This window comes from Brachyspira aalborgi, from assembly GCF_008016455.1.
GTDB lineage: Bacteria > Spirochaetota > Brachyspiria > Brachyspirales > Brachyspiraceae > Brachyspira > Brachyspira aalborgi.
Genome location: NZ_SAXU01000001.1, coordinates 1382327 through 1408328, shown reverse-complemented (window position 1 = coordinate 1408328; position 26002 = coordinate 1382327). Strand labels below are relative to the sequence as shown.

Sequence of the window (26002 nt, the reverse complement as noted above, 5' to 3'; positions counted from 1 at the left end):
TAATTAATTTTAAGGAGAAACAAAATGAAAACTTCATTATCGATAGCGGGAAGCGACTGCAGCGGAGGAGCGGGAATTCAAGCGGACATAAAAACTATGACTATGAACGGAGTCTACGCTATGACGGCGATTACGGCTCTTACCGCTCAAAACACAACGGGAGTGAAAGACATATTGGAAATTAGCCCCGATTTTCTAAAAAGGCAAATTGATATGATTTTTACCGATATTTATCCAGATGCCGTAAAAATTGGGATGGTTTCAAATTCCGAGCTTATCGAGGTTATAGCGGAAAGACTTAACTTTTATAAGGCTAAAAATATTGTCGTCGACCCAGTTATGGCGGCGACTTCAGGCTCTAAATTAATAGAATCTGACGCCGTGATTACTCTTAAAGAATCGCTCATTCCGATGGCGACTATTATAACTCCGAATATTCCAGAAGCGGAAATTCTTTCGGGAATTAAAATCGCATGCAAGGAAGATATGATTCTATCGGCAAAGTCAATCGGAGAAAAATACGGATGTCCCATTTTGCTTAAAGGCGGACATAATTTAAACGACGCGAACGATTTATTATATTCAAACGGAGAATTAAAATGGTTTTACGGTAGACGAATCGACACCCCAAACACGCATGGAACGGGTTGCTCTCTTTCAAGCGCCATAGCTTCCAATTTGGCAAAAGGCTACGATATTGAAAATGCGATAAAAAAAGCTAAAGATTATATCTCGGGAGCTTTAGAATCTATGCTAAATTTAGGAAAAGGCAGAGGACCTATAAATCATTCTTTTAATTTAAATACGGAATTTTCAAAATAATTTTTTATAAAAAAGGGAGAAAAAATAATGAAAACGGTTAAATATTTGCTTGAAATGTCAAAAGAAATATGGGATAAATATAATAAACATCCTTTCGTTATGGGAATCGAAGACGGAACTTTAGATAAAGAAAAATTCCGTTATTATATTATTCAAGATTATCTTTATCTTCAAGAATACGCCAAAACTTTTGCAATAGGAATAGCCAAAGCAAAAAGTTTAGAAACTATAAAATTATAATAGGCGGAATATATGCAAGAATGGAATCGTTTTTTAAAAATATAGTTTTATCCGTAATTAAAGAGGAAGCCTTAAAATACAGCGCTAATTTTTGCAGTATAGAGGCTTCGTTTTTCAAAGAAGAAATAGGCGATTATTCTACTTTGGCGGTTGCAATGAATAAATTATAATTAAAAGGAGATTTAATGGCTGATATAGTTTTTAGAGCTAAAAATATTTCAAAATCTTTTTTCGGAATTCCCGTTTTGAAAAATATTAATCTTGATATGAATAAAGGCGAAGTTCATGCAATTTTGGGAGAAAACGGAGCGGGAAAATCTACTCTTATAAAAATTATAGGAGGAATATACGAATGCGATAGCGGAGAATTATTTTTAGAAGGCAAAAGAGTTATTTTTAATAAAGCCGCAGACGCTATAAATAACGGCATTATTACAATACATCAAGAATTAAATATGTGCGCTCATTTAACCGTAATGGAAAATCTTTTTCTTGCAAGAGAATATAGAAAAAATTTATTGTTTTTTATTTTATTTATCTATATAATTAATCTTAATTTAAAATTAATTCTAAATAAAAAACTTTTAAGGAAAAAATATGGCTTTATCTATAGGAATTGTCGGACTTCCAAATGTTGGAAAATCAACGCTTTTTAACGCTCTTACAAACGCTCATGCAGAAGCGGCTAATTATCCGTTTTGCACTATAGATAAAAACGAAGCTACGGCAATAATTTACGATGAAAGAGTAGACAAACTTGCAAATCTTTTTAAGTCGAAAAAGAAAGTTTATAATGCCGTTAATTTTGTAGATATTGCAGGATTAGTAAAAGGAGCTTCAAAAGGCGAAGGACTTGGAAATAAATTTTTATCTCATATAAGAGAGGTTAACGCGGTTTTGCAAGTAGTTAGAGTTTTTGAAGACGGAAATATTACGCATATTGGAGAGGTTAATCCTTTAAGAGATTTAGATATTATATTAACCGAATTAATTCTTGCCGATATCGAAACGATTAATATGAGAATTGAAAGACAAAAAAAAGCTTTGAAAGGCGGAAAAGCAAAAGTTATAGAAGAAGAACTTGAGCTTTTAAATAAATTACTTCCCGAATTAAATAATTCAAATCCTATATTTGGATTAAATTTAAGCGATACGGAAAAAGAAATTATTAAACCTTTATTTTTACTCACTTCAAAAAGTATGATGATTGGAGCGAATCTTTCAGAAAACGAACTTTCAAATCCCGAAAAAAATCCTAATTACGCTATATTGCAAAAATATTCTAAAGAAAAAAATATTGAATTAATTCCGTTTAGCGCAAAGATAGAAGCGGATTTACAAGATTTGGACGAAGAAGAGAGATTAAGTTATTTAGAAGATTTTGGAGTAAAAGAATCGGGAGTTTCAAGATTATCGAAAGCTGGACATAAACTCTTAAAATTAATCACTTTCTTAACATCGGGCGAGGATGAAACGAGAGCTTGGACTGTTAGAGAAGGAGCTTTTGCGCCCGAAGCGGCTGGAGTTATTCATAGCGATTTTGAAAGAGGTTTTATAAGCGCCGAAGTTATAAATTGCGACAAATTGCTTGAGCTTGGAAGTTTCGTTAAAGCAAAAGAGGCTGGAGCGATAAGACTCGAAGGAAAACAATATATTATGCAAGAAGGCGATGTTGTCACTTTTAGGTTTAATGTTTGATTTAATTTTTTATTTTTATCCTGCAATATCTCCGTATTCTATATTTTCATCTCCGTCTAAATAAACGATTAAAGAATGACTCTTAAAATAATCGGGTTCGAATAATATATGCATTGTCGTGTCGGGTTTGCTTTCATCTTCTTCAAAATCTATTAAAACGCTGTCTAAATACATAGCGTTATAAAAATCTTCGTCAGTTATTGGAATATTTATTATATCGCCAATATCGTTTTTATAACAATTTTCTTCAATCTCTTCGTTATTTTTAGAAATCCATTCTTCCGCTAAAGTTATGCATTGATGCGAAATTAAAAAATCGGATATAGTTTTTTTATTAGAATCAATCCAATTTAATATTTTGTTAATTTTGCTTTTATATTTTTTTAACATTCTTGATTTATTCGCATCCTCTCCGAAATCTATAATTAAAGATATATGTCTATTTTTCCATAATCTGCATTTGCTTTCGTAAGAAAAATAATCGCTTTCTCTAAAATCATTTAAATCTTTTACAAGTTTCTTCATAATAAATGTCCGTTAATTAATTTAATCTTTAATCTCTTCAATAGATTTTATCATTATATTGCTAATTTGTTCATCGTCATAATATCCGCTGTCTATAGTTAAATTATAATTAACCATATTTCCCCATTCCTCTCCCGTATAATATTTACAATAATTATATCTATATAAATCGGTATTTTTTAATTGAGTTTCGGCGTTTTCTATTTTTATTCCATATTGATTTGTTATTCTCTCTATTCTTTTTTTAATCGGCGCATGAATAAAAACATTAAAACATTTATGCGAATCTTTTAATATAAAACTTGCGCATCTTCCTATAATCACGCATGAACCTTTATTTGCTATATCTTTTATTATATCGCTTTGAATATCAAATATTTTGTCTAAAGTAGAATAAGTCATAGCGTTATTAAAAGGACTTAAAAAATGTTTCTTATTAAAAGCGTTGAAAAATATATTATCGTTTGTAAATTTTTCGTCTTTTGATTCTATAGTCGCTCTGCTTATTCCCGTTTTTTCAACTACAATATCTATAAATTCTTTATCGTAAAATCCTATATTTAATTTTTTTGCGACTCTCTCTCCTATAAATCTGCCGCCGCTTCCGTATTGTCTGCTTATCGTTATTATAATATTGTTCATATATTAATATTCATTTATATAAGATAATAAAGTTTCGTATTGCGATTTCATATCTTTTGGAATTTTTGAGTCATTAAGCAATTTTTCCAAATATTTTTTAGGCTTATCTTTTTCTCCCGCAAGCACCATAATAACCGCTTTATAATAATGCGATATATAAATTTCTTCCGATTTAGGATATTCTTTTATTATTTTGTCGAAATATATATTCGCTTTTTCGTAATCTTTTTTTTGAGCTTTTATTAAACCAAAACCAAGCAAATATTTAGGCATAGATTCTTCAGGAATCGATTTTTTGCTTAATAAATTATTAAATAATTTAGTCGCTTCTTCCTCGTTTCCCGATTCCATATATAAATCTAATTTTTCTAAACTCGGCTCTTTGCTTGATAATAGAGCGTTAATTTTGCTTAATTTTTCAATCGCATTTTTCATATAAGGAACAAATTTTTCTCCTTCCACATATCCTCCGACATTTTCTAAAACGAATCCGTCAGCGTTAATAAAAAGAATAGTAGGATAACCTTTAACTCCGTATTTTTTTGCAATCTCTTCTCCTTCTTCTGAAGTTTCGGGATTCAATTTTACCGACACTATTTTTTTAGCCGTTTCAATTACTTTTTCGTTTGCGTAAGTATTTTTATCTAATTCTTTACACCAACTGCACCAATCGGTATATATGTCTATCATAATCGGTAGATTTTTACTTTTAGCTTTTTTAATTGCGGTTGCCAAATCTTTTTCCCATTTTATTTCAGCGTAAGAATTTTTGCATGATATAAAAGTCAATAAACTTATTATAAAAATAATTATGTTTTTATTTTTCATTTTTAATTCCTCATTAAAATTAATTAAAGTTAAATATTGAAATTTAAATTAATTATAAATTCGTTTGTTAATAAAAACAATATAAAAAAGAGGATTTTTGTTCTTTTTTGCTAACACGCTAGGCTAAAAGCTAATTCCCATAGAGACGCCTATGGCAAGAGTGAAGCAAGTAGTTACAAAAAAGTTAATAGAAAAACCATTTCTTTTTGTCAAAACATTAATAATTTAAATACCAATAGTTATTGCTTATTTATATTTATTATTATTTCCAGCGTTATCTCAACACTTATCCGCCTCGCTCTGCAGAATTTAGTCTTGGCAACTGTAATAACATTCTTCACATAACATATTTATATCTGAACAAATTCATTAATTTCAACCAAATCCAATTTTTTTATTTTTTTTATAACAATATTATTTTTAAGAAGATAATTTTTTATATCTCTAACTCGAATCAATTTTTCGTTTCCGTCAAGCAAAGTAATCAATATTTTATTTGAGGACATTATAATTAAATAATCTCCTCTTCTCTCTTCGCTTTCTTTTAATTCTTCTTTATTTTTAAGCAAATCAAAAGCCTCTTTATCGTTATTAGTTTCAATTTCGTATAAAATATTTTTTGGCAAAGTATTAATTTTTTTTAGATTAATCGGAATAAACTCTATTTTTAAAATATTTATTCCAATATGAGCGAGCAAATTATTTATTTTATTTTTAATCAAATCGATATCAATATTTTCGATTAAACTAACTTCCATAAATTCCGCTTCGCTTTCGCAGGCAAAAGGAGTCGGCGGCGTAAACGAAACTTTTTCAAGCGGATGAAAACCTTTGCTTAAAGATATTTTCGCTCCCGCTATTTTAAACGCTGAAATCATAATACGCGATAAATCATGCATTCCGAGTAAAGACGAAATTCCTTCTTTTTTGAATTTCGCAAATATTTTATAATTAACGGAAAAAATATCTCTCTTTTTTAAAGTTTTCAATTCTTCTTTCATTTCTTCAAAATTTTTATTTAATATTTCTTTTTTATATTTATGGCAGTAAGTTTTATAATCAATTCCGCAGTTCTGACAATTTCCCGTAAAACAATATTCGGTAAATTTCCCATTTTGAAATCTCTCATATTCTCTATCAAAAAATTTTTGACTTATAAGAGTGTCCACGCATTTCCATGGAGTTTCTTTCTTTTTTGAAATTAATTCTTTTATCGTAAGTCCTTTATCTTCGATGACTTTTTTCCAAATATCGTATTTAAAATATTCTACCCAAGAATCGAATCTCGCTCCGTTTTTATAAGCTTCGTAAATTATATCTCCGACAATTTCGTCTCCTCTAGATATTATTCCTTCAATTTCCGCCATTCTTGGAGGATGATATTTGACAGAAACTTTTGTTCCTCTAAATCTATTTTTTACTTTATCTATGCAAATAATCGCTTCTTCGTCCGTAAGTTGATTTAAATTTTCAAGCGGAGTATGAGGCTTTGGAACAAAAACATTTATTGCGGCGTTTATTTTTACTTTATTTTTTGACGCCTTTATCATTTTCTCCAAAGTTTCTATAATTTCATCCGCTTCCTTGTCGGGATTTTCGGTAAAGCCAATCATAAAATAAATTTTTACCGTTTTCCATCCAATAGTTTGAATGTCTGAAAGAATATTAAATATTGCATCTTCGTCCATCGATTTATTAATTCTCTCTCTCAATTCATGACTTCCAACTTCAAGCGCAAAAGTTAAGCCCGTTTTTTTGAATTGAGCGATTCTGTTAGCGGTTTCTTTATCGAAAGAATCTATTCTCAAAGATGGCAAAGACAAAGAAAATCCCTTATGCTCTCCCAAAGTTTGAAGATAATCAATCAAATCAAATATATTCGGATAATCGTCCGCCGAAAGCGAAAATAAATTCAAAGTTCCAAAACCTGTAGCTTCCAAAGATTCCATAGCTATTTCAATTATTTTTTCAACTTTTCTATTTCTAACAGGACGATAAGTGATTCCCGCTAAACAGAATCTGCAACTATGGGAGCAACCTCTCGCTATCTCGACTGAAATTCTATTTTGTATTCCTTCCAAAATCGGCACTAAAGGTTTTTTGACATAAGGCATGTCGTTAATATTTTCAACAAAAATTCTTTTCACGGAATTTTTAGGGTATTTCGGAATATAAGCGTATTCTAATTTTGATAATTCTTTTAATATATCGTCTTTTTTTGCTTTATTTTTTTTAAGATTATAAATTATATCGACAAAATTTTTTATTTCAAAATCGAACTCTCCCATTAAAAAAATATCTATAAAATTTGAAAGCGGAAAAGGATTGTAAACGCTCGGACCTCCAGCCACTATAATTGGAAAATCTTCTCCTCTCTCTTCTCTGAAAATTGGAATTTGACTTAATTCTAAAATTTGCAATATATTCGTATAAATTAATTCGTATTGAAGAGTAAAACCCAAAACATCGGCGTCTTTCACCTTGCTAAAAGTTTCTAAAGTATATAGAGGAATATTTTTTTCTTTTAATAATTTTTCAAAATCGTAAGCTACAGCGTAAACTCTCTCGCAGGACGCGTATTCTATTGAATTAATAACTTCGTAAAGTATAGAAAGTCCTAAATTGCTTATCGCCACTTCATACAAATCTGCAAAAGACATTATAAATTTAAAATCAGCATTCGGCTTTATTATAGCGTTTATCTCTCCGCCTAAATATCTCGCTGGCTTTACAATATCGGCGCTTTTTACAAGTTCCAATATTTCATTTTTTAAATTATCTTTCATTATTTATTGAATATCTTTAACTTTAACCATTAAACCCGCCGCTTCTAATAAAGACACAATATATACTTTATCGTTATCTTCAATATCGATAGCCATATTGCATACTCCAAATACAGGCTCTGGCGCTGGACGAACAACGACTTCTATTCCCGCATCCATTAAAATTTTTTCAGCTTTAATTAAATCTCTCGGCGTTTGTAAATAACAAAAACTTTTTACCATAATTTCTTCCCTAATATATTTATTAAATATTTTAAATCTTCTTTTTTAGTGTATGGAGAAAACGAAAATCTTATAGCGCCTTCTTTATTTCCGTAAAAATTATGAGATAAAAAAGAGCAATGAAATCCGTATCTGCATTCTATATTATAATCATTATATAGCTTATAAGTTAAATTAGCCATATTTATATCGTTATTTTTTAATGTTATAGAAAATAAAAATCCTTGATATTTTTTATTTTTGGACCATATAACTTTATATTTATTCATACTTTCTATTTCTTTTATAGTTTCGATTAAATCGTCTATATTTATTTTCCAATCGGGCTTATTTTTTAAAGCCGCTAAAAGTCCAATTATTCCGACAGTATTTGGCGTGCCTGATTCGTATATTTCGGGGATGCTATAAGGAGTTTCATAATAGTCGCCAAATCCTCCGCCAAAATAAGCTGGTTTTAATTTTTTGCTATTTTTTACATAAAAACCGCCCGTTCCTGTAGGACCGAGTAATCCTTTATGTCCCGTAAAAGCTAAAAAATCTATATTCCATTTTTCCGCTTCAATTTTTTTTATTCCGATTGATTGAGTCGCATCGACAAGCAAAGGAATATTGCCTATAGTTTCTTTAATTTTTTTTATCGGCTGAATTACTCCGCTTATATTACTTTCCATATTTACTATAATCAACGATATTTTATTTTTATCTTTTTTTATTATATTAGAAAGTTTATCAATATCTATTAATCCGTTTTCGCTATTATTTTTAATTGAAGGAATTAATTGATATTCGACATTTTTATTTTTGCTTAATTTATAAATCGGTCTTAAAACCGCATTATGCTCCAAAGAAGAAATTAAAACTTTTGTGTCATGCAAATCAAGTCCTATTAATATATCGTTTATAGACCTTGTCGCTCCCGAAGTAAATATAACATTTGAGATATTTTTTACTCCTAAAATATTTGCAAGCGATTCTCGGCATTCTTCAATTTTTTTTGTAGTTTCCTTTCCTCTTTCTGTATTAACTCTTCCGTAAGTTCCTCCGATATTCATAATAAAATTAGACATCTCTTCGGCTACTTCTTTAGGTTTAGGAAAACTTGTAGTTGAATTATCGAAATAATAATTTTTCTTTTTCATTATTAATTTAAAATTAAAATATTATATTCTTATAACGGCGGAAGCGTTAGCCATAGCTTCTATTATTCCAAGCATATTCGTTTGCTCTTCAACTTTTATATCGTTAAGTTCGTAGAATTTTACGCAAGTTCCGCAGAAAAACACTTTTATTCCCGCATCTCTCAATTCTTGAAGTAAAGTTTTATAAGGCTCTTCGACTCCCAAAAAAACTCCGCTATTATAACAATATAAAGCTTCGGGCTTCGGATTAGCGTCTTTCAAAGCTCCTAAACATGCTTTTAATAATAATTCGCCCAATTCTTCATTTCCATGTCCCATAAATTTTTTATCAGCTACGGCAATTATTGGTCCTGAAGATTTTTCAGAGTTTTCATTTGAAGATAAATCTTTATTCTTTTTAATTTTGAAATTCATTCCTTCATTTGTATAAGTTATTCCGTTATTTTTAAGAAAATCCGTTATATTATGAAACGCGACTTCATCGTCTATAAGAACTTCTATCTCGTCTCCAATATTTGCATTCATTAATGCGGTTTTAGTTAAAATTAAAGGTTTAGGACATGGAATTCCTTTAGCGTCTATAGTTTTCATAAAAAAATCCTTAATTAATTAAATATTTAAATATAATATAACAAAGTAATTCTATGTCAACTATTTATATTAAAAATTTTTTAAATAATTATTAAGTAAATATATAGTTTTTTAAATATTAAAAAATTATCTATTTTTTTATAATTATAATTATTGACAAAAAATTAAATATTTGTTAAAATAGTCCGAAATAATACTAACCGAATTCGGATAAATATAAAAAATTAATTTAAATAAAAGGAGATTTTATGAAACAAGTAAAACAAACAAGAACGGTTGAAGAGATGCAAAAATCATTCTTCAAGTATATCATTCCCGCTATGATAGGAACTCTTTTAGGCGGACTTTACACGGTCGTTGACGGATATTTCGTTGGCAATACTTTAGGAGATAAGGGACTTGCGGCTATTAATATAATTTACCCAATAGGAAGCATATTATTCGCTATAGGTTCTATGATTGGTATGGGAGGCTCGGTTATAATGTCTATTCATCTTGGAGCGGGAGAGATAGAAAAATCAAATCAAGCTAAAGTAAATACTTTCTTAAATTTGATTATAGCAAGCGTTTTATTAACGACAATATTATTTATATTGAAAAATCCAATAATACATTTGCTTGGAGCGAGAGGAGAAATATTTAAAGAAGCAAACTCTTATATAACCGTAATTATTTTAGGCGGATGCTTTCAAATAATATCAATGGGATGCATGCCAATAATAAGAAATCAAGGTAAAACAATTCATGCTATGGCTTTTGTAAGCTCTGGACTTATAACGAATATAATATTAGATTATTTATTTATGATGGTTTTTAATTTGGGAATGTTCGGAGCGGCTCTAGCCACGATAATAGCCGAAGGAATAGTTGCAATTTGCGGAATATATTATCTCTTTATAAGAAAGAAAAGCAGAACGAAAATTAGCTTGAAACAGTTTAATCTAAAAATGAGCAGGAAAACTTTATTTATAGGATTATCGCCTTTCGGTATGATAATGTCGCCTTCTCTTATAGTTATACTAAATAATTTGCAATGTTTAAAATACGGAGGAGAGATTGCAGTATCCGCATATTCGGTTGCAAATTATATATATAATTCGACTTTGCTCTTCTTTGAAGGAATAGCGGAAGGCTGTCAGCCAATGATTAGTTTTTTTAAAGGAGCTGGAGAATACAAATTAATGAAAAGAGTTTTTAAGAAGGGAATTATTGCCTCTTTGATTTTAAGCGCTTTATTTATTTCGGCGGTTTTAATTTTTAAAAATAATTTTGGTTTTATTTTCGGAGCGTCAGAGGAAGCGAATAATATAATATCGTTCGCATTGCCAATAATAGCGTTTACATTTTTGATGCAGTCGATAGTTAGATTAGGAACTTCTTATTTTTATTCTTCGGGAAACGGAGTTTATTCTACGCTTTTGACTTATATCGAACCTTTATGTATAGGTCCTTTATGCATATTGATTTTGCCTATATTCTTCAAATTAAATGGAGTATGGTTTGCAATTCCAACCGTCCAAATTATATTATTGATTTTATTTTTATTATTATTCTTTAAAACGAATAACGATAAAATTTTAAATAAAGCGATTTATAAAAATATTTAATATACAAGTTTTAAAATGATGGCGAAAGTATAAAAACTTTTGCCGTCAATTAGCTTGTTTTATTTTAAATTTATTATTTAATAGAATAAGCGTAAAATTAAATTATGGATTAAAAATGAAAAATGAAGAAATCAAAAAATATATAGAAACTTTGTATAATCTTTTTTATGCATCAAATAGATTTTATTATAAATTCGCAAAACAATACGGCATAAGCGGTATTGCTTTATTTACTTTGGATATAATTTATAATAGTAAAGAATGCATACAAAATAATTTGGCTGAAAAACTTGCTTTGCCAAAACAAACCGTATGCTCGATACTTGATAATTTTGAAAAAAAAGGTTATGTAAAAAGAGAAATTAATCCGAAAGACAAAAGAAACAGACTTATAAGTTTAACTAAAAAAGGAATTGAATTTGCAAAACCAATTATAGAAGGATTAGAAAATTTGGATATAAATATGTTAAAATGCTTATCTGACGAAGATATTAAGAATTATGTAAATTATCAAAAAGAACTTATAAGATTTATGGAAAATTATATTAAGAATTAGTTGATTTATGGCTATGCTTGACTTAGCTCTGTGTCTCTTTAGGATTGTCGCTAGTTAAAGCCATTGCAATGACAAAAAAATGGCGAAAATAACAAAAAATAAAATTTTTATTTAAATTTTTTATTAAAAACGCTTGACAAAATTAAATTATTTTATTATAATTAATATATGAGAAATGTTATAAATAAAAATAGAAGTACCACCAACCGATACACTACACTACACTACACTACACTACACTACACTACACTACACTACACTACACTACACTACACTTTAATTTTTAAAATATATTATGTTTATTTTTTAAGCATTTCTATATTTTTATTTGATAAGTTAGTTTGCTCTTATTCTTTAAGAGTTAATTATAAATACTTTAACAAGGAGTTTATATGAAAAAGATATTATTACTATTTGTATCAATTTCATGTTGCGTTTTTGCAAGAGGAAAGGTTGAAGAAAAAACAATGTATTCTCAAACGCTTGGCAGAGATATAAAATATAAAATCTATCTTCCCAAAGATTATAATAATAATAAGAATAAAAATTTTAATGTATTTTTTCTTCTACATGGATTGTATGGGAATGAAAAAGATTGGACTGACCCTCAGCAGGGAAGCGCATCCGTTATTTTTGACGAACTTATTTATGAAACGGAAGCTATAGAGCCTATGGTAGTTATTATGCCTGACGGAGGAAATACATGGTATATAGACAGTAAAGAAAAAATTCAAACTGCTTACGAAAAAGATTTGTTTCCGTTTATATTTAAAAATTATAAAGTTTCAAATGAAAGAGATAGGGTTATAATAGGCGGGCTTTCAATGGGAGGAAGCGGTTCTTTAAACTTCTTTTTAAGAAATCCCGAACTTTTTGGGAGATTAATTTTATTAAGTCCTGCCGTTTATGACAAACTTACGGATGAATTTTTAGAAGTTTCTCCTGTCACTCAAGAAGATATACGAAATTCATATTGGACGAATTATCTTGAATCGTATAAGAAAAAAGTTTCCTCTAAACTTAAATCTGAAATTTATATTGTTATAGGAGACGATGATAATTTAGTAAATTCTGAAGGAAAAGAAGATTTTCAAGAAAGAGCCGTATCGATATATAGAGAATTAAAAAATTTAGGAAACAATGTTGAATTAAGAATTGTAAACGGAGGACATATTTGGAAAGTATGGCGAGACGGTTTGAGGCAGGGATTAATTTCTACGGATAAAACATCAAAAGTAAGAAACGGATTTTCTACCGTAGAATAATTAATTAAGGTTTTGGTATGAAAGAAATTTTTAATCAAATAAAAGGAAAACTCATAGTGTCATGTCAGGCATTAGAAGACGAACCTTTATATAGTTCTTTTATAATGGGAAAAATGGCTTTAGCAGCCACTCAAGCTGGCGCTGGAGGAATAAGAGCAAATACTATATCCGATATAAAAGAGATTAAAAAGAATACTAATCTGCCTATCATAGGAATAATAAAAAGAAATTATGGAAATTGTAATGTATATATTACTCCGACTATAAAGGAAGTTGATGAATTAGTGGAAGAAGGCGTAGATATTATAGCCATAGATTCTACAAGAAGACAGCGTCCCGATAATGTAGAATTAGAGTATTTTGTAAAAAATATAAAAGAAAAATACCCAAATCAAATTGTAATGGGCGATATATCTAATGTAGATGAAGCGGTTTATTCTGAAAAAATAGGAATAGATATAGTCGGCACTACATTATGCGGATATACCGATTATACAAAAGGAGATAATCCTTTAAATACATTACAAGAGGTTTTGAAAGCGGTAAAGATACCCGTAATTGCAGAAGGAAATTTAGACACTCCCGAAAAAGCTAAAAAGTCGATTCAAATGGGAGCTTTAGCCGTAGTAGTTGGAGGAGCTATAACTAGACCTAAACAAATAGCGGAAAAATTTATTAAGGCGATAGAATCTATATAGATTAAACGCATAAAAATTATTAATTTAAGGAGGGCAAAATGAAAAATGCATTTGCCGTATTACAAAAAATAGGAAGGTCCTTTATGCTTCCGATAGCTATATTGCCAATGGCTGGTATATTGCTTGGAGTAGGAGGAGCTTTCACAAGTCCAGTATTAATAGAAACTTATAATTTAACTTTCTTAAAAAGCGGAACGGCGTTAAATTATATTTTGATTCTATTTTTTAACGCTGGTAATTTCGTATTTGCAAATTTACCGCTTTTATTTGCAGTCGGTATAGCCATAGGAATGGCGGATAAAAGCAAAGAGACGGCGGCTCTTTCTGCTGTTGTAGGATTCTTATTATTCCATACCGTTATAGGAGTAATATTAAATTTTCAAGGCTATAATCCTGAAAATACTACGGTAGACGCTTTAATAGCTTCGGGATTAAGTTCGGGAGAAGCGGCTGGAACAGCGGCTTTATATGCGAGAGAGCTTGGAATATTTACTTTACAGACGGGAGTTTTCGGCGGAATTATATGCGGTTTATTATCCGCTTTTATAACAAATAAATTTGCAAATCAAACTTTGCCCGATTATTTAGCGTTTTTTAGCGGGAATAGATTTGTTGCCGTTTTAACTATGATATTTTTTATACCTTTAGCGGCTATATTTCCTTTTATCTGGCCAAGCATATTTAAAGCGATAGTTCATGGAGGCGAATTATTTGCGGCTACGGGATATATAGGAACTTTCTTTTACGGAGCTTGTATGAGAATGTTAAATGTATTTGGACTTCATCATGCAATTTATCCTTTATTCTGGTATACAGAATTAGGCGGAGTAATGGAGGTGAGCGGACAAATGATTGCTGGAGGACAGAGAATATTTTTTGCGCAATTATCCGACCCGACAGTAGCGCATTTTAGTTCGGCAGCGACAAGAACTATGCAAGGCGGCTATCTGCCTATGATGTTCGGACTTCCCGCAGCCGCATTGGCTATGTATAATGTAGCGGATGATGAAAATAAGCAGAAAGTAAAAGGCATATTATTATCAGCGGCTTTAACTTCGTTTCTAACGGGAATTACAGAACCTATAGAATTTACTTTTTTATTTGTAGCTCCATTGCTTTATGTTATTCATGCGATTTTAGAAGGATTATCATATATGCTTTTGTATATGTTAAATGTTGCCGTAGGCGTTACTTTTTCAAGAGGCTTAATAGATTTTACTTTTTTCGGTTTATTGCAAGGAATGTCTAAAACTTCGTATCAATGGATTTTAATATTAGGACCTATATATTCTATAGTTTATTATTTCCTATTCAAATTTTTGATAATTAAATTTAATTTTATAACGCCAGGACGAGCGGGCGGAGAGGCAAAATTATATAGAAGAGCGGATTATAACGAAAGAGAAAAATCAAATATTGACGATGACAAAATAATAGATTCTATAGTAGAGGCTTTAGGCGGAGTAGATAATATAGAAAATATAGATTCATGCATCACAAGATTAAGAGTGACAGTTAAAGACCCTAATAAAGTAGCGGACGATAAAGTTTGGAATTCTCTTAATTCTAAAAAAGTATTAAGGATAGGCAACGGAATACAAGCAATTTACGGAACTCAAGCCGAAGTATATAAAAATAAAATAATACAAAAATATAATATAAAATAATTAAACTTTTATAAAAGCGCATATTGGTATTTTATCGATATACGCTTTTATTATTTAATAAAATCCTTCTTACTCTCAAAATCTTTTTTATCATAATCTTTCAAAGGAATTTTATTTCTTATAGCGCCGTAAATTGTAGGAACTATAATTAAAGTAAATATTGTCGATATTGAAAGTCCGCCGAGCAAAGCTATTGATAAAGGTTTATACATTTCGTTTCCGCTCTGCGAACCCAAAGCCATTGGAAGTATTCCAAGTATTGTAGTTAATGTAGTCATAAGAATAGGTCTTAATCTTCTATTGCCAGATTCTAAAGCCGCTTCATCTCCGTTTATATTTTTTTCTCTCATAAGTTGATTCATATAATCGATTAAAACGATTCCGTTATTTACTACTATTCCTACTAAAACTACGCATCCAATCGCGCTATATGCGCTTAAAGTAGTTTTCGATATAAATAAAGCAATTAACGAACCAGCAAGTCCAAAAGGAACGGCTAAAGCTATAATTAAAGGCGCTATAAAAGATTCAAATTGACTCGCCATAATCGAATAAACCAAAACTAAAGCTAAAATTAAAGCTAAAATAAGTTGATTAAAAGCCTCTTTCATATCCTCAAAATCTCCCGCGTAATTTATAGATATTCCAGCGGGAATAAATATTTGATTATTCATTTTATATTTAATTTCCGCCATAACTTCGTTTAAAGGTTTTTCTGAAATATTTGCATAAACCGTTGTCACTCTCTTTCTGTCTTTTCTGTATATCATATTTGGACCGTAGCTCTTCACTATATCGGCTATAGAAGATAATGGAATTAAAACTTCTTTTACGGGAACGCTTATTTTTTTAATATCTTCAATCGTCACTTTATCCGAATTCTCAAGTTGAACTGTTACATCAATATCATTCCAATCGGAATTTTTTGGCGTTATAGTAGTAGCCTTGTATCCTGCGAAACTCGTATTTATTATTTTTGCAATATCGTTTACTTTAAGCCCCATTTTTGCGGCAATATCTCTATTAACAAAAATTTGCAATTCTCTATTTGATTCGTCTTCTTGAAGCCAAACATATTGTATTCCGCTTATATTTGAAATCGCGTTTACTACTCTATTTCCAAGCTCTTTAGCTTTAATCAAATCGTCCGTCAATAATTCTATTCTTAAAAATTCTCCTCTGTTTCTATCTCCACGCATAGAATCTAAAGACCATATATTTATCGTGCATGGATATACGCGAAGTTTATCTCTTATAATTTCTATATATTCGTTTATATTTTTTATTTTTCTATTTTTCTTGCTTTTAAGTTCAACTCTTATATTTGCCCAACTCGATTCGCTTCCCGTTCTTATTCTCGATTGAAATCTTTTTAAATCGTTTTTAATTATTTCTTTAATATCTTTTTCCATAAGAGAAACAAAAGACGCCGTTTGTTCGCTTTTCGTTCCAATAGGCATTGTAACCATAATCATAAATTGTCCTTCGTCAGTTCTTGGAAATCCTTCTTTGCCTATAAATTTTAATCCTAAAGCTAAAATTATTATTGAAAATATAATTGAAGGAATCAATATTGTTTTTTTATTTTTTATCGAAAACATTAATATTTTATTATAAATACCGCTTATATTTGAATGAATATATTTATTAGTTATAATTTCAAATTTAGAAAATATTTTTGATTTTTTAGCGCTTACCAATCTCGCCCCAAACATTGGAACTATAGTTAATGCGACAAGTAAAGAAGCTATCATTGATATTGCAACCGTAATGCATAAATCTCTAAACATTTGACTTGTCATTCCTTCAATATATAAAAACGGCATAAATACGGCTATTGTAGTAAAAGTTGACGCGCTTATTGCAAGAGATACTTTATAAGCTCCGTTTATCGCGCTTGAATATTTTCCATAACCTTCGTTCCTGTAATAAAATATATTTTCCAAAACGACAATAGAATTATCTACCATCATTCCAATTCCCAAAACAAGCCCCGAAAGAGAGATAACATTTAAAGTGATATTCATAAAATACATTAAAGTAAAAGTTATTATTATAGACAGAGGAATAGAAATAGCAATTACCGAAACGCTTCTTAAATTCCACATATAAATCATAAGAATTATAATCGCAAATAATCCGCCTTGCCAAGCCGTTGTTAAAACTCCTTTAATGGCATCGTTTATTCCGTCTGCGTTATTAAACATTATCTCGTAATTGACGCCTTCGGGAAAATTATATTCTTCTAATTTTCTTTTAACATTTTTTGCAACTTCAACCGTATTCGCTCCCGATTCTTTATTTACCGCTATTGAAACCGATTCTTCTCCGTTTATTTTTACTATATGAACTTCGTTGTCGTATCCTTCGTAAACTTCAGCTAAATCTTTTATTTTTACTATCGCTTTAGCTCCATAAGTATTCGTTTTTAAGTCGACTGCAATATTCTTTATATCGTCTATGCTTTCTATCTCGCCCATAGTTCTTATTGTATATTTATAAAAACCATGATTTGCCTGTCCGCCTACTAAATTATTATTATCTCTTGAAAGAGCTTCGGATATTTGATTTATATTTATATTATAGGCTTTTAATCTATTCAAATTAACATCTATTTTAATTTGTCTTTTCAATCCTCCTCTCGTTTCGGCTTGAGCTACGCCTTTAGCTTGTTTTATTTTAGGAGCGATTTGATTTTCGGCGATTGTATATAAAGTAGCTTTATCTTCCAAACCGTAAATTGCAACCTCCATTAATGAAGTGTCGTCAGTTGCAAATTTTCTTATATTCGGTTTATCTGCATTATCGGGAAGCAAATCGTATATTCTCTCCAAAGCCTCTCTTATATCTTCGCTTGCTTCTCTTAAATTAACTCCCCAATTAAATTCAACCATTACATCGGAAGAATTTTCTCTCGAGTATGATGTTATATTTTTTATATTATTAACGGTTGCAATAGCTCCTTCAACAATTTTTGTAATCGATTTTTCTATCTCTTCTGGTCCCGCGTTTCTATATCTCGTGTGAACGCTTATATAAGGCATTTGCATATTCGGCATAGAATCAATCGAAAGACGCGACAAACTTATCAATCCTAATATCAAAACGGATATTATTATCATAATCACGGTTATTGGTCTTTTTACAACCAAACCTATAAAAGATTTCATTTAATTTAAACCTCGTTATATTTTAGACGAATAAATATAAATTAAGTTTTAAATATATTATGTTAATTAATTTGAATTGTCAAAATATTTTTAAGCTTAATTTTTTAATTTAACAAAATAGTAGTTTAATAAATATTTTATAATAAAGATTTTTTTATTTCAGAAAGACTATATCTTAAATCTTGTATTGCTTTAGTGTGGATTTGCGATACTCTACTTTCCGATATTTCCAATACTTTTCCTATTTCTTTTAAAGTAAGTCTTTCATAATAATATAATATTAATATTTCCTGTTCTTTTGCGGGAAGTTTTTTTATCGCTTTTACTATTTCTTTTTGAACGGCTTGTCTTTCAGCCATATATTCGGGATTTGTTCTATCGCTTGATTTTAAAGTGTCTATAATAGATAATTCATCCGAATCGTCTCCAAGATACCAAATTTCGCTTAAAGAAGTAACGGCAAAATCTATATTATATCTCATAAGCTCGTTATATTCGTCTATAGGAATTCCCATCATATTCGCTATTTCTTCAGGCTTAACATCTCCCTTTATTCTGCTTTCAAGTATCTCTCTCGCTTTATCTATTTTCTTTAATTTTTGACGAATAGAGCGCGGCAAAATATCTAAATCTCTAAGAGCGTCTATTATAGAGCCATGTATTCTCCAAAGAGCGAACGATTTAAATTTTATATTTTTACTCGGATTATATCTTTCTATAGCCTCTAAAAGTCCGATAGAACCGTATCCTTCCAAATCGCAAAATTCTATATCTCTTGTATTTTTAAAACTAATTTTTATTCTATTAGCGGCGTATCTTACCAAACCAGCATATTTTTTAACGATAGCTTCTCTTATTTGAGGCGATAAAGTTTTTTGATATTCCGCCCAATATTCTTTTTCATTTTCTTCGTTAATTTCTGGCAATTTATTTTTTTTATTCATAAAATATTTTAAAGACTATGTCTTAAATCCTTTTTAAAATAAGGTTTTCATTTTAAGAATATATTAAAAACTTATAATAGTCAATATTAATTAACTATAAACAAGTAGTTTTATATTATTAATATTTTATTTATAATACTTTATTTTTATTAAATTTAATTAATTAAAAATTAAATTATTTATTCGCTTTTATTAATTAAAAATAATAAAAAATTATTTAAAATATATGATTTTAGATAAAAATTTATATTTAATTATGCATAATTTTATAGATTAAAAATAAAAAAATTAATCATAAATTCGGTTAAAATCTATTGACTTTTATTTAAAAAAAGTTAGACTATAAGAAATTATAAAATGGGGATAACAATATGTCAGTATCACAATTAAATGCCGAAACTTTTGACTCTACAGTGTCTGAAGATAGGGCTACTTTAATAGACTTTTTTGCAGAATGGTGCGGACCTTGTAAAATGCAAACTCCTGTATTGCATAAGGTTGCTGACGAATATTCTAGCAAAATGAATTTCGGAGCGGTTAATGTAGACGAAGCCGAAGAGATTGCAGCCAAATACGGAGTTCAATCGATTCCTACATTGATAGTTTTTAAGAAAGGAGAAGTTTTGAAAAGAGCCGAAGGCATGAAAAATGAAAGCCAATTAAAAGAATGGCTAAAAGAATATCTATAAGTTTAAAGATAAAAACCTAATTCTAAAGATTAGGTTTTTATTATATCAAATCTTATTCTAAAAGTTAAGGGGTAGCGATGTTTAGCAATAATACTTTGATAGATAGATTATCAAACAGATTTAGAAAATCGGAAGAAGAAATTAACGATTCTATAAAATATATATTTTCAAGAATAGCCCAATTTATTGTCGATGGAAAAGTATTTTATATATACGACTTGGGATATATTTATTCGGATAAAAACTCCAATGTTATTTTTAGAAACGCCGATATCGCATTCGATGTTTCTTTAGAAAATATAGTCGGCAAATATTACGGACAAAAATCTTATTATGAAGCCGTATTTGAAACTATGAGACATATTATAGACAATGCGGAAATAATATATATAGAAGATTTTGGAACTTTCTATTATAAAGACGGATATATTAATTTTGAATGTTCGGATAATTTAAGCTATTTAGTCGAAGAGCAAAACGATAAATTAAATAAAATAACTTCCACCGCTTTAACAAGAAGATTATCAAGCAGATTTAAGAAAAGCAAATTTGAAGTTATATCTTTGGTAAACGAATTATTTAAAAATATTATTCTTTCAATTATAAACGACAATGTATTTTATATATATGATATAGGTTATATATTCGTTAATAATTGCAAATTAATTTTCAGAAGTCATGATATAGCTTTTGACGAATCTATAAAAGATATTTCAAATAACGATAGAAAAATACAAGTTTACGAAACTATATTAGAATCTATAAGGCATATTGTTGACAACGGAGAGAGAGTATATATAGAATATTTCGGAACTTTCTTTTATAGCGATGGACATATAAAATTTGAAGCGGACGAAGTATTATTATATTTTGTAGATAAGAGATTTAATATAGATAAAATTATAGATAATATATCTAAAGAATTAGACGAATTATATTCTAATAAAAATAGTTTGAAAAATAAAGAAGAAAAATACAAATCAATTAAAGAATATAAAGAGCAAGAATCTCAAGATATAAATCATTTTGAGAAAGAGTTTTTTGAAAATAGAAATACTCAAAGAGTCGTAAATAAAATAAGCAGTATAAATGAAGTAGAAAAAATAGATAAAAAAATAACTAACAATAAAATAACTAGAGATAGAATAACTATAAGAAAAAAGAAAAATACAAATCCTTACCCAATTTTAATCGCTGCAGCGTTTATAGTCGTTGTAGCATTTGTAGTAATATCTTTTATAAATTATCCTAATTTTAACGAAGGATTAACTTATAATATAGACGATAAAAATTTATATAATATAGTCAACGAATATTTTAGTTATATAGATTCAAAAGATTTATTTTCTTATAAATTAGCTTCAAATATGTATTATTGGGATTTATCAAAAGAATTATATAACGATGTCACATACTGGCCTTTAATATACGCTTATAATAATCAAAAATATAAAGTAGACGCCGTTATTAAAAAGGGAAGTTCTATTAGTTATAAAAAACTTCCAGAAAGTATGATATCGCCAAAAAATAATACTAATAGCATAGAAGATATTAAATATTTTTATAATACTTTATCAAAATCGTTTATAATATTATATCCGAATTTTATTAGCGCCAAAAAGAACGGGCATGCATTATGGTCTTTAAAATTATCTTATTATTACGATAAAAATGTATTTACTACTAATGCGCCTCTTATACCGAGCGGAGTTTATTCAAATATATTGGCTCAAAATGGCAGAATAGTAAATTTATATTCTCAAATTTCAAAATATAATAAATTAAACGGAAGTATAATTTCGTCTTTTATGGCGGTTGTAAAATAATAAAATATTAGGATTATATATGAAAGTCGTAACCGTAGAGGAATTAATAAATATCGATAAAAAAACAACTGAAAAAATTCCTTCGATTCTTCTTATGGAGCATGTCGCAAGCGAAATATTTTATTTTCTTATTAAAAGACATAGAAAAGCCTTGTATAATAAACGCGTTCATATATTTTCGTCAGTCGGAGGAAACGGCGGAGACGGACTTGCAATAGCGAGATATTTAATAAAAAACGGCTATAATGTAAAAGTTTATTTAACGGGAAATATTGACAGAGTAAATAAAGATACATATATTAATTTTAATATTTTAAAAAATATGGGAATTGATATTGTTTATTTGGGAAGCGAAGAGAAAGTATTTGAAATATTAGAAAATATTGAAGAAGGAGATATTGCCGTAGATTCTTTATTTGGCACGGGAGGAAATAGGGCTTTAGACGGAATAGAAAAATTATTAATAGATAAATTGAACTCTTTAAATATTATAAGAATAGCAATTGATATTCCTTCGGGATTATCTTCTAAAATAAACGATTTTGAAAATATAAATACATGCTTTAAGGCTCATGAAACTTATACTATATGTTTCGCGAAAGATATATTCTTTTTATACGAAACAAGAGAATATATTGGAAAATTATTTATTATAAAATCTATATTTCCAAAAGAAATACTCGATAACTCTGAATATAAAGCTTTATTAATAAATTATAACGATAAAAAATTAAGAGAAGAAATAAAAATAAAAAGAAACGCTTTTTTTAGCAAAAGAGAACAGGGAAATCTTGCAATAGTTGCGGGCAGTTCGGATTATATAGGCGCTGCAGTTTTATCCGTTAATGCGGCTTATAGAAGCGGAGTTGGATTTATAAGGTTATATGTTCCAAAAGGAATTGCCGAAATTGTCAAAAATATAATTATTCCTCAAATGCCCGAAGTTGTTATTATAGGAGTAGGCGAAGATAATCAAAAATATTTTACCGAAAACGATACTATTATAGCAAACGATATAAATAAAAGCGATGCTTGTGTAATAGGTTCGGGAATAGGAAGAGATATGTCTACAGAAGTTTTTATAAACTCTATATTAAAACAGATTAATATTCCTACAGTTATTGACGCGGATGCTTTATATTTAATGTTTCAAAATACTTTGGAAGAATTGCAAGAAAATTTTATACTCACGCCTCATATATACGAATTTGAAAAATTAACGGGTATAAATCATATTGAAGCTTTGAAAAATCCTTATAATTATTTATCGATATTCAGAGAAAAAACAAAAGCGTCTATTATATTAAAAGACGCCGTTAGTTTTTTTATGAAAGATAACGATATATATATAAATTATAATCCAACGGTTTCTATGGGAAAAGCGGGAATGGGAGATATTTTAGCGGGATTTATAGGCTCTTTTCTTGCAAGAAAATTAAATATTGTAGAATCTGCAAAATTATCTCTTATGATTCAGTCGAAAGCTTTTAATAAAGCTGCAAAAATATTTGGAAACGATTCTATTCAGCCAAAAGATTTAACTTTATACGCAAGCAAAATATTAAAAAGGATTTAAAATTGCCAAGAGAAGTTTACGACCCTAAAAGACCCGAATTAGAATTCTATAATAAAGATAAAAGAGAGCATAGAGTTTATAAACCTATTCCAAAAGTGAAAGTTAGCCCTTTTGCTAAAAGAAGATTTATGTTTTTATACGGAGCGTTTCTCACTTTTTTTGTAATAATATTTTTTATGATGAAATGGGGCTTATTAGATAATATTCCTTTTTTCGCTTCTTTAAGAAGAGGAAATAATCCTATAGAAATTAAAATAAATAATTTAGATTTTTATGGCAATGCTGTAGTTCCAACTATAGAATTAAAAAACATAAATTATACAAACGATAATAAGATATATAATTTAAAAGTTTTGTTTTCATTATATAAAAATAAAAAATTAGTATTTAACGGAAACAATAATTTTTATAATATTTCTTTTCCAAACGAGCAGAGAATAGGTTTTAAAATTCAATTTGATAAAAATCATTGGAATAATGCAAATAAACTTGAAATTGTTTTAAATTTGGATGACAATTTAATTTTTACGAATAATATAAATATAAGCAAATTAAAGAAATAATTTTTATTTTTACAAAACTATTTTTTTAAATATACAATACTCGAAACAATCTATTTTAATTGAAACTTAAATTTAATTTGAAGTCGTATCGTTAGTATTTTCCAAATTTTCTTCTGGAGCGGTTAAAGGCGTTGTATTAGTAGTTTTAGATACATTTTCAAAAGCCGTTTTTTGAGCGCTTATTGCCATAGATATAAATAAAGCTCCAAGTATAAAAACAGCCGCTAAAACTCTTGTAGCTTTAGTTAAAGCGTCTCCTCTTTGGCTTCCCAATACATTAGCTTGAGCGCTTGAAAATAATCCTTCAGCTTTTCCGCCTTGTATTATGATTAATAAAATAAGTAGTATGCATACTATAGAATAAATTACTATTCCCAAAGTTACCAATGCGTTCATAATTTGTATTCCTTAATTTTTATAAAATTTTTCATTAAAAAATTATGTTTTAATTAATTTATAAATTATATCATTTTATATAATATTTTTCAATACTTTATTATTCAAACTTAAAACCTCATCAACAGCTTCAGCGCATTTTTTCCCGTCCTCAATAGCCCAAACTACTAAACTTTGTCCGATTCTCGCGTCTCCGCAGGCGAATATTTTCTCTTTCGCTCTAAAATTTGAATCCTTAATATTATTTTTTTCGTCAAATTTTATTTCAAAAATTTCTTTTAAGTTGTTTTCGCTTCCTTCAAAACCCATTGCCAAAAGAATTAAATCCGCTTTATAAAATTTATCGCTTCCTTTAATTTCTTCGTTTATAAGTTTTCCGTCAACCATAACTTTTTTTAAATCTCTTGCAATAACGCCTTCGACTTTTCCGTTTTTTCCAATAAATTTTTTAGTAAGTTTTTCGTAATCTCTCGGGTCCTTTCCATATTTAAAAATCGCCTCTTCCAAACCGTAATCTGTTTTAAAAATATCCGCTTTCAAAGGCCAAGGATTATTTTTTAATCTTGTCAAAGACCTTTTTGCGCTTCTCTCAAAACGAGTTATACTTTTTGCTCCTTGACGAACGGCAACGGCGGCGCAATCGACGCTAGTATCTCCGCTTCCTATAATCAAAACATCTTTATCTTTTGCAATCTCATCTGCGCAACCTTTTTCAAATAAACTTTTTGTATTTTTAGTTAAAAAGTCAACTGCAAACATTATGCCTTTTAAGTCTCTTCCTTCGATTTTCAAATCTTTAGGTTCGCTCGCTCCTGTCGATAAAACTATAGCGTCAAATTTTTCGGCTAATTTTTGAGCTTTCGCTTTAGAGTTAATATTTTGATTAGTGTTAAATTTTATTCCGCTTTTTTCAAGATTGTCTAAAGTTCTTTTTAAAATATTTTTATCAAGCTTCATATCGGGAATTCCATAAATCAAAAGTCCTCCCGCTCTGTCGCTTCTTTCAAAAACTTCTACATCATAACCTGCGATATTCAAACTATAAGCGCATGAAAGCCCCGCAGGACCGCTTCCTATAATTGCCACTTTTTTATTTTTTTTCTTTAACGGTTTTATAGGCTCTATCAAATTTTCTTTATAAGCGTTTTCTATTATTGCAAGTTCGTTATTTTTTATCGTCACGCTTTTTCCGTTTATGGCGCAAACGCAACTATCTTCGCAAGGAGCTGGACAAACTCTTCCCGTAAATTCTGGAAACGGATTTGTTAAGCTTAATCTTCTATAGGCTTCTTCCCAAAGTCCTTTATATATTAAATCGTTCCATTCTGGGATAAGGTTTTTAAGCGGACAACCGATTTCTTTTTTCTGTTCAATTTTTCCAACTTGACAAAAAGGCACTCCGCAATTCATACATCTTCCGCCCTGCCTTTCCTGTTCTTTTTTGCTTGGCAATTCGCTAAACTCTCTATAATTTTTTATTCTCTCTTCTGGTTCGAGTTTTATTAATTCCACTCTTTGAAAATCTAAAAATCCTCTCGGGTTTCCCATTTTT

At 29.2% G+C, this 26002-nt stretch carries 25 protein-coding genes; 14 read left to right on the top strand and 11 right to left on the bottom strand.

Features of this window, described 5'->3' with window-relative positions:
- Positions 1 to 24 precede the first annotated feature (24 nt).
- From thiD to ychF, 5 genes are read left to right on the top strand one after another with little or no spacing between them, the layout of a single operon-like run.
- On the top strand, positions 25 to 822 hold the full coding sequence (gene thiD, locus EPJ79_RS06305; RefSeq protein ID WP_147531518.1) for a bifunctional hydroxymethylpyrimidine kinase/phosphomethylpyrimidine kinase: 798 nt from the start codon (positions 25 to 27) through the stop codon (positions 820 to 822).
- A 27-nt stretch (positions 823 to 849) separates the two neighbouring features.
- Complete coding sequence (locus EPJ79_RS06300) at positions 850 to 1062, top strand: thiaminase II/PqqC family protein (RefSeq protein ID WP_147526695.1); 213 nt, start codon at positions 850 to 852, stop codon at positions 1060 to 1062.
- Positions 1063 to 1082: 20 nt separating this feature from the next.
- Positions 1083 to 1232 (top strand): hypothetical protein, encoded by a 150-nt coding sequence (locus EPJ79_RS11545; protein ID WP_158634355.1) that lies wholly within the window; start codon positions 1083 to 1085, stop codon positions 1230 to 1232.
- Between the two features lie 15 nt (positions 1233 to 1247).
- Entirely contained in the window at positions 1248 to 1718 is a 471-nt protein-coding gene (locus EPJ79_RS06295; RefSeq protein ID WP_147738848.1) for an ATP-binding cassette domain-containing protein, read from the top strand.
- The gene (gene ychF / locus EPJ79_RS06290; protein ID WP_147738847.1) at positions 1660 to 2760 is read left to right on the top strand and encodes a redox-regulated ATPase YchF; all 1101 of its coding nucleotides are present in this window, start codon (positions 1660 to 1662) and stop codon (positions 2758 to 2760) included. Before EPJ79_RS06295 ends, ychF begins: the two co-directional genes overlap by 59 nt.
- 15 nt (positions 2761 to 2775) lie before the next feature.
- On the opposite strand, the gene EPJ79_RS06285 is transcribed toward ychF, so the two are convergent.
- From EPJ79_RS06285 to yedF, 7 genes are all read right to left on the bottom strand, one after another.
- Positions 2776 to 3285 carry a DUF2262 domain-containing protein gene (locus EPJ79_RS06285; protein WP_147718505.1) on the bottom strand — a complete coding sequence of 170 codons (510 nt, stop codon included), beginning with the start codon at positions 3283 to 3285 and terminating at the stop codon, positions 2776 to 2778.
- A 21-nt stretch (positions 3286 to 3306) separates the two neighbouring features.
- Positions 3307 to 3927: a cytidylate kinase-like family protein gene (locus EPJ79_RS06280; protein ID WP_147738846.1), complete on the bottom strand. Its 621-nt coding sequence runs from the start codon at positions 3925 to 3927 to the stop codon at positions 3307 to 3309.
- 3 nt (positions 3928 to 3930) lie between these two features.
- A complete protein-coding gene (locus tag EPJ79_RS06275) occupies positions 3931 to 4755 on the bottom strand; it encodes a thioredoxin family protein (protein WP_147738845.1) in 825 nt (274 codons plus the stop codon).
- Positions 4756 to 5105: 350 nt separating this feature from the next.
- Positions 5106 to 7541, bottom strand: a complete 2436-nt coding sequence (locus EPJ79_RS06270) for a TIGR03960 family B12-binding radical SAM protein (protein WP_147738844.1) — start codon at positions 7539 to 7541, stop codon at positions 5106 to 5108.
- 3 nt (positions 7542 to 7544) lie between these two features.
- Positions 7545 to 7763: a putative Se/S carrier-like protein gene (locus EPJ79_RS06265; RefSeq protein WP_021959806.1), complete on the bottom strand. Its 219-nt coding sequence runs from the start codon at positions 7761 to 7763 to the stop codon at positions 7545 to 7547.
- The gene (locus EPJ79_RS06260) at positions 7757 to 8902 is read right to left on the bottom strand and encodes an aminotransferase class V-fold PLP-dependent enzyme (RefSeq protein WP_147738843.1); all 1146 of its coding nucleotides are present in this window, start codon (positions 8900 to 8902) and stop codon (positions 7757 to 7759) included. The genes EPJ79_RS06265 and EPJ79_RS06260 overlap by 7 nt, the downstream gene beginning before the upstream one ends.
- A gap of 21 nt (positions 8903 to 8923) precedes the next feature.
- The gene (gene yedF, locus EPJ79_RS06255) at positions 8924 to 9493 is read right to left on the bottom strand and encodes a sulfurtransferase-like selenium metabolism protein YedF (RefSeq protein WP_147738842.1); all 570 of its coding nucleotides are present in this window, start codon (positions 9491 to 9493) and stop codon (positions 8924 to 8926) included.
- Positions 9494 to 9741: 248 nt separating this feature from the next.
- Between yedF and EPJ79_RS06250 the strand changes: the two genes are divergently transcribed.
- The 5 genes from EPJ79_RS06250 to EPJ79_RS06230 all read left to right on the top strand — a co-directional run bounded on the left by EPJ79_RS06250 (position 9742) and on the right by EPJ79_RS06230 (position 15286).
- A complete protein-coding gene (locus EPJ79_RS06250) occupies positions 9742 to 11100 on the top strand; it encodes an MATE family efflux transporter (RefSeq protein ID WP_147738841.1) in 1359 nt (452 codons plus the stop codon).
- A 115-nt stretch (positions 11101 to 11215) separates the two neighbouring features.
- A complete protein-coding gene (locus EPJ79_RS06245) occupies positions 11216 to 11656 on the top strand; it encodes a MarR family winged helix-turn-helix transcriptional regulator (RefSeq protein ID WP_147738840.1) in 441 nt (146 codons plus the stop codon).
- A 392-nt stretch (positions 11657 to 12048) separates the two neighbouring features.
- Positions 12049 to 12921 carry an alpha/beta hydrolase gene (locus EPJ79_RS06240; RefSeq protein ID WP_147738839.1) on the top strand — a complete coding sequence of 291 codons (873 nt, stop codon included), beginning with the start codon at positions 12049 to 12051 and terminating at the stop codon, positions 12919 to 12921.
- A 17-nt stretch (positions 12922 to 12938) separates the two neighbouring features.
- Positions 12939 to 13619: an N-acetylmannosamine-6-phosphate 2-epimerase gene (locus EPJ79_RS06235; protein WP_147738838.1), complete on the top strand. Its 681-nt coding sequence runs from the start codon at positions 12939 to 12941 to the stop codon at positions 13617 to 13619.
- A gap of 38 nt (positions 13620 to 13657) precedes the next feature.
- On the top strand, positions 13658 to 15286 hold the full coding sequence (locus tag EPJ79_RS06230) for a PTS transporter subunit EIIC (RefSeq protein ID WP_147738837.1): 1629 nt from the start codon (positions 13658 to 13660) through the stop codon (positions 15284 to 15286).
- 50 nt (positions 15287 to 15336) lie between these two features.
- On the opposite strand, the gene EPJ79_RS06225 is transcribed toward EPJ79_RS06230, so the two are convergent.
- Both EPJ79_RS06225 and EPJ79_RS06220 read right to left on the bottom strand, forming a co-directional pair.
- Positions 15337 to 18456, bottom strand: a complete 3120-nt coding sequence (locus tag EPJ79_RS06225; protein ID WP_147738836.1) for an efflux RND transporter permease subunit — start codon at positions 18454 to 18456, stop codon at positions 15337 to 15339.
- A gap of 137 nt (positions 18457 to 18593) precedes the next feature.
- Positions 18594 to 19400: a FliA/WhiG family RNA polymerase sigma factor gene (locus EPJ79_RS06220; RefSeq protein WP_147559909.1), complete on the bottom strand. Its 807-nt coding sequence runs from the start codon at positions 19398 to 19400 to the stop codon at positions 18594 to 18596.
- Between the two features lie 371 nt (positions 19401 to 19771).
- Between EPJ79_RS06220 and trxA the strand changes: the two genes are divergently transcribed.
- The 4 genes from trxA to EPJ79_RS06200 all read left to right on the top strand — a co-directional run bounded on the left by trxA (position 19772) and on the right by EPJ79_RS06200 (position 24054).
- Entirely contained in the window at positions 19772 to 20089 is a 318-nt protein-coding gene (gene trxA / locus EPJ79_RS06215; protein WP_147525944.1) for a thioredoxin, read from the top strand.
- Positions 20090 to 20166: 77 nt separating this feature from the next.
- The gene (locus EPJ79_RS06210; protein WP_147738835.1) at positions 20167 to 21915 is read left to right on the top strand and encodes a hypothetical protein; all 1749 of its coding nucleotides are present in this window, start codon (positions 20167 to 20169) and stop codon (positions 21913 to 21915) included.
- A 19-nt stretch (positions 21916 to 21934) separates the two neighbouring features.
- A complete protein-coding gene (locus tag EPJ79_RS06205) occupies positions 21935 to 23491 on the top strand; it encodes an NAD(P)H-hydrate dehydratase (RefSeq protein WP_147738834.1) in 1557 nt (518 codons plus the stop codon).
- 2 nt (positions 23492 to 23493) lie between these two features.
- Positions 23494 to 24054, top strand: coding sequence for a hypothetical protein (locus tag EPJ79_RS06200; protein WP_147738833.1), 561 nt, complete (start codon positions 23494 to 23496; stop codon positions 24052 to 24054).
- Positions 24055 to 24126: 72 nt separating this feature from the next.
- Here EPJ79_RS06200 and secG read toward each other — a convergent pair whose 3' ends face one another.
- The gene (secG, locus tag EPJ79_RS06195) at positions 24127 to 24450 is read right to left on the bottom strand and encodes a preprotein translocase subunit SecG (RefSeq protein WP_147736658.1); all 324 of its coding nucleotides are present in this window, start codon (positions 24448 to 24450) and stop codon (positions 24127 to 24129) included.
- 75 nt (positions 24451 to 24525) lie between these two features.
- Positions 24526 to 25998 (bottom strand): glutamate synthase subunit beta, encoded by a 1473-nt coding sequence (locus EPJ79_RS06190; RefSeq protein WP_147738832.1) that lies wholly within the window; start codon positions 25996 to 25998, stop codon positions 24526 to 24528.
- Positions 25999 to 26002: the final 4 nt, after the last annotated feature.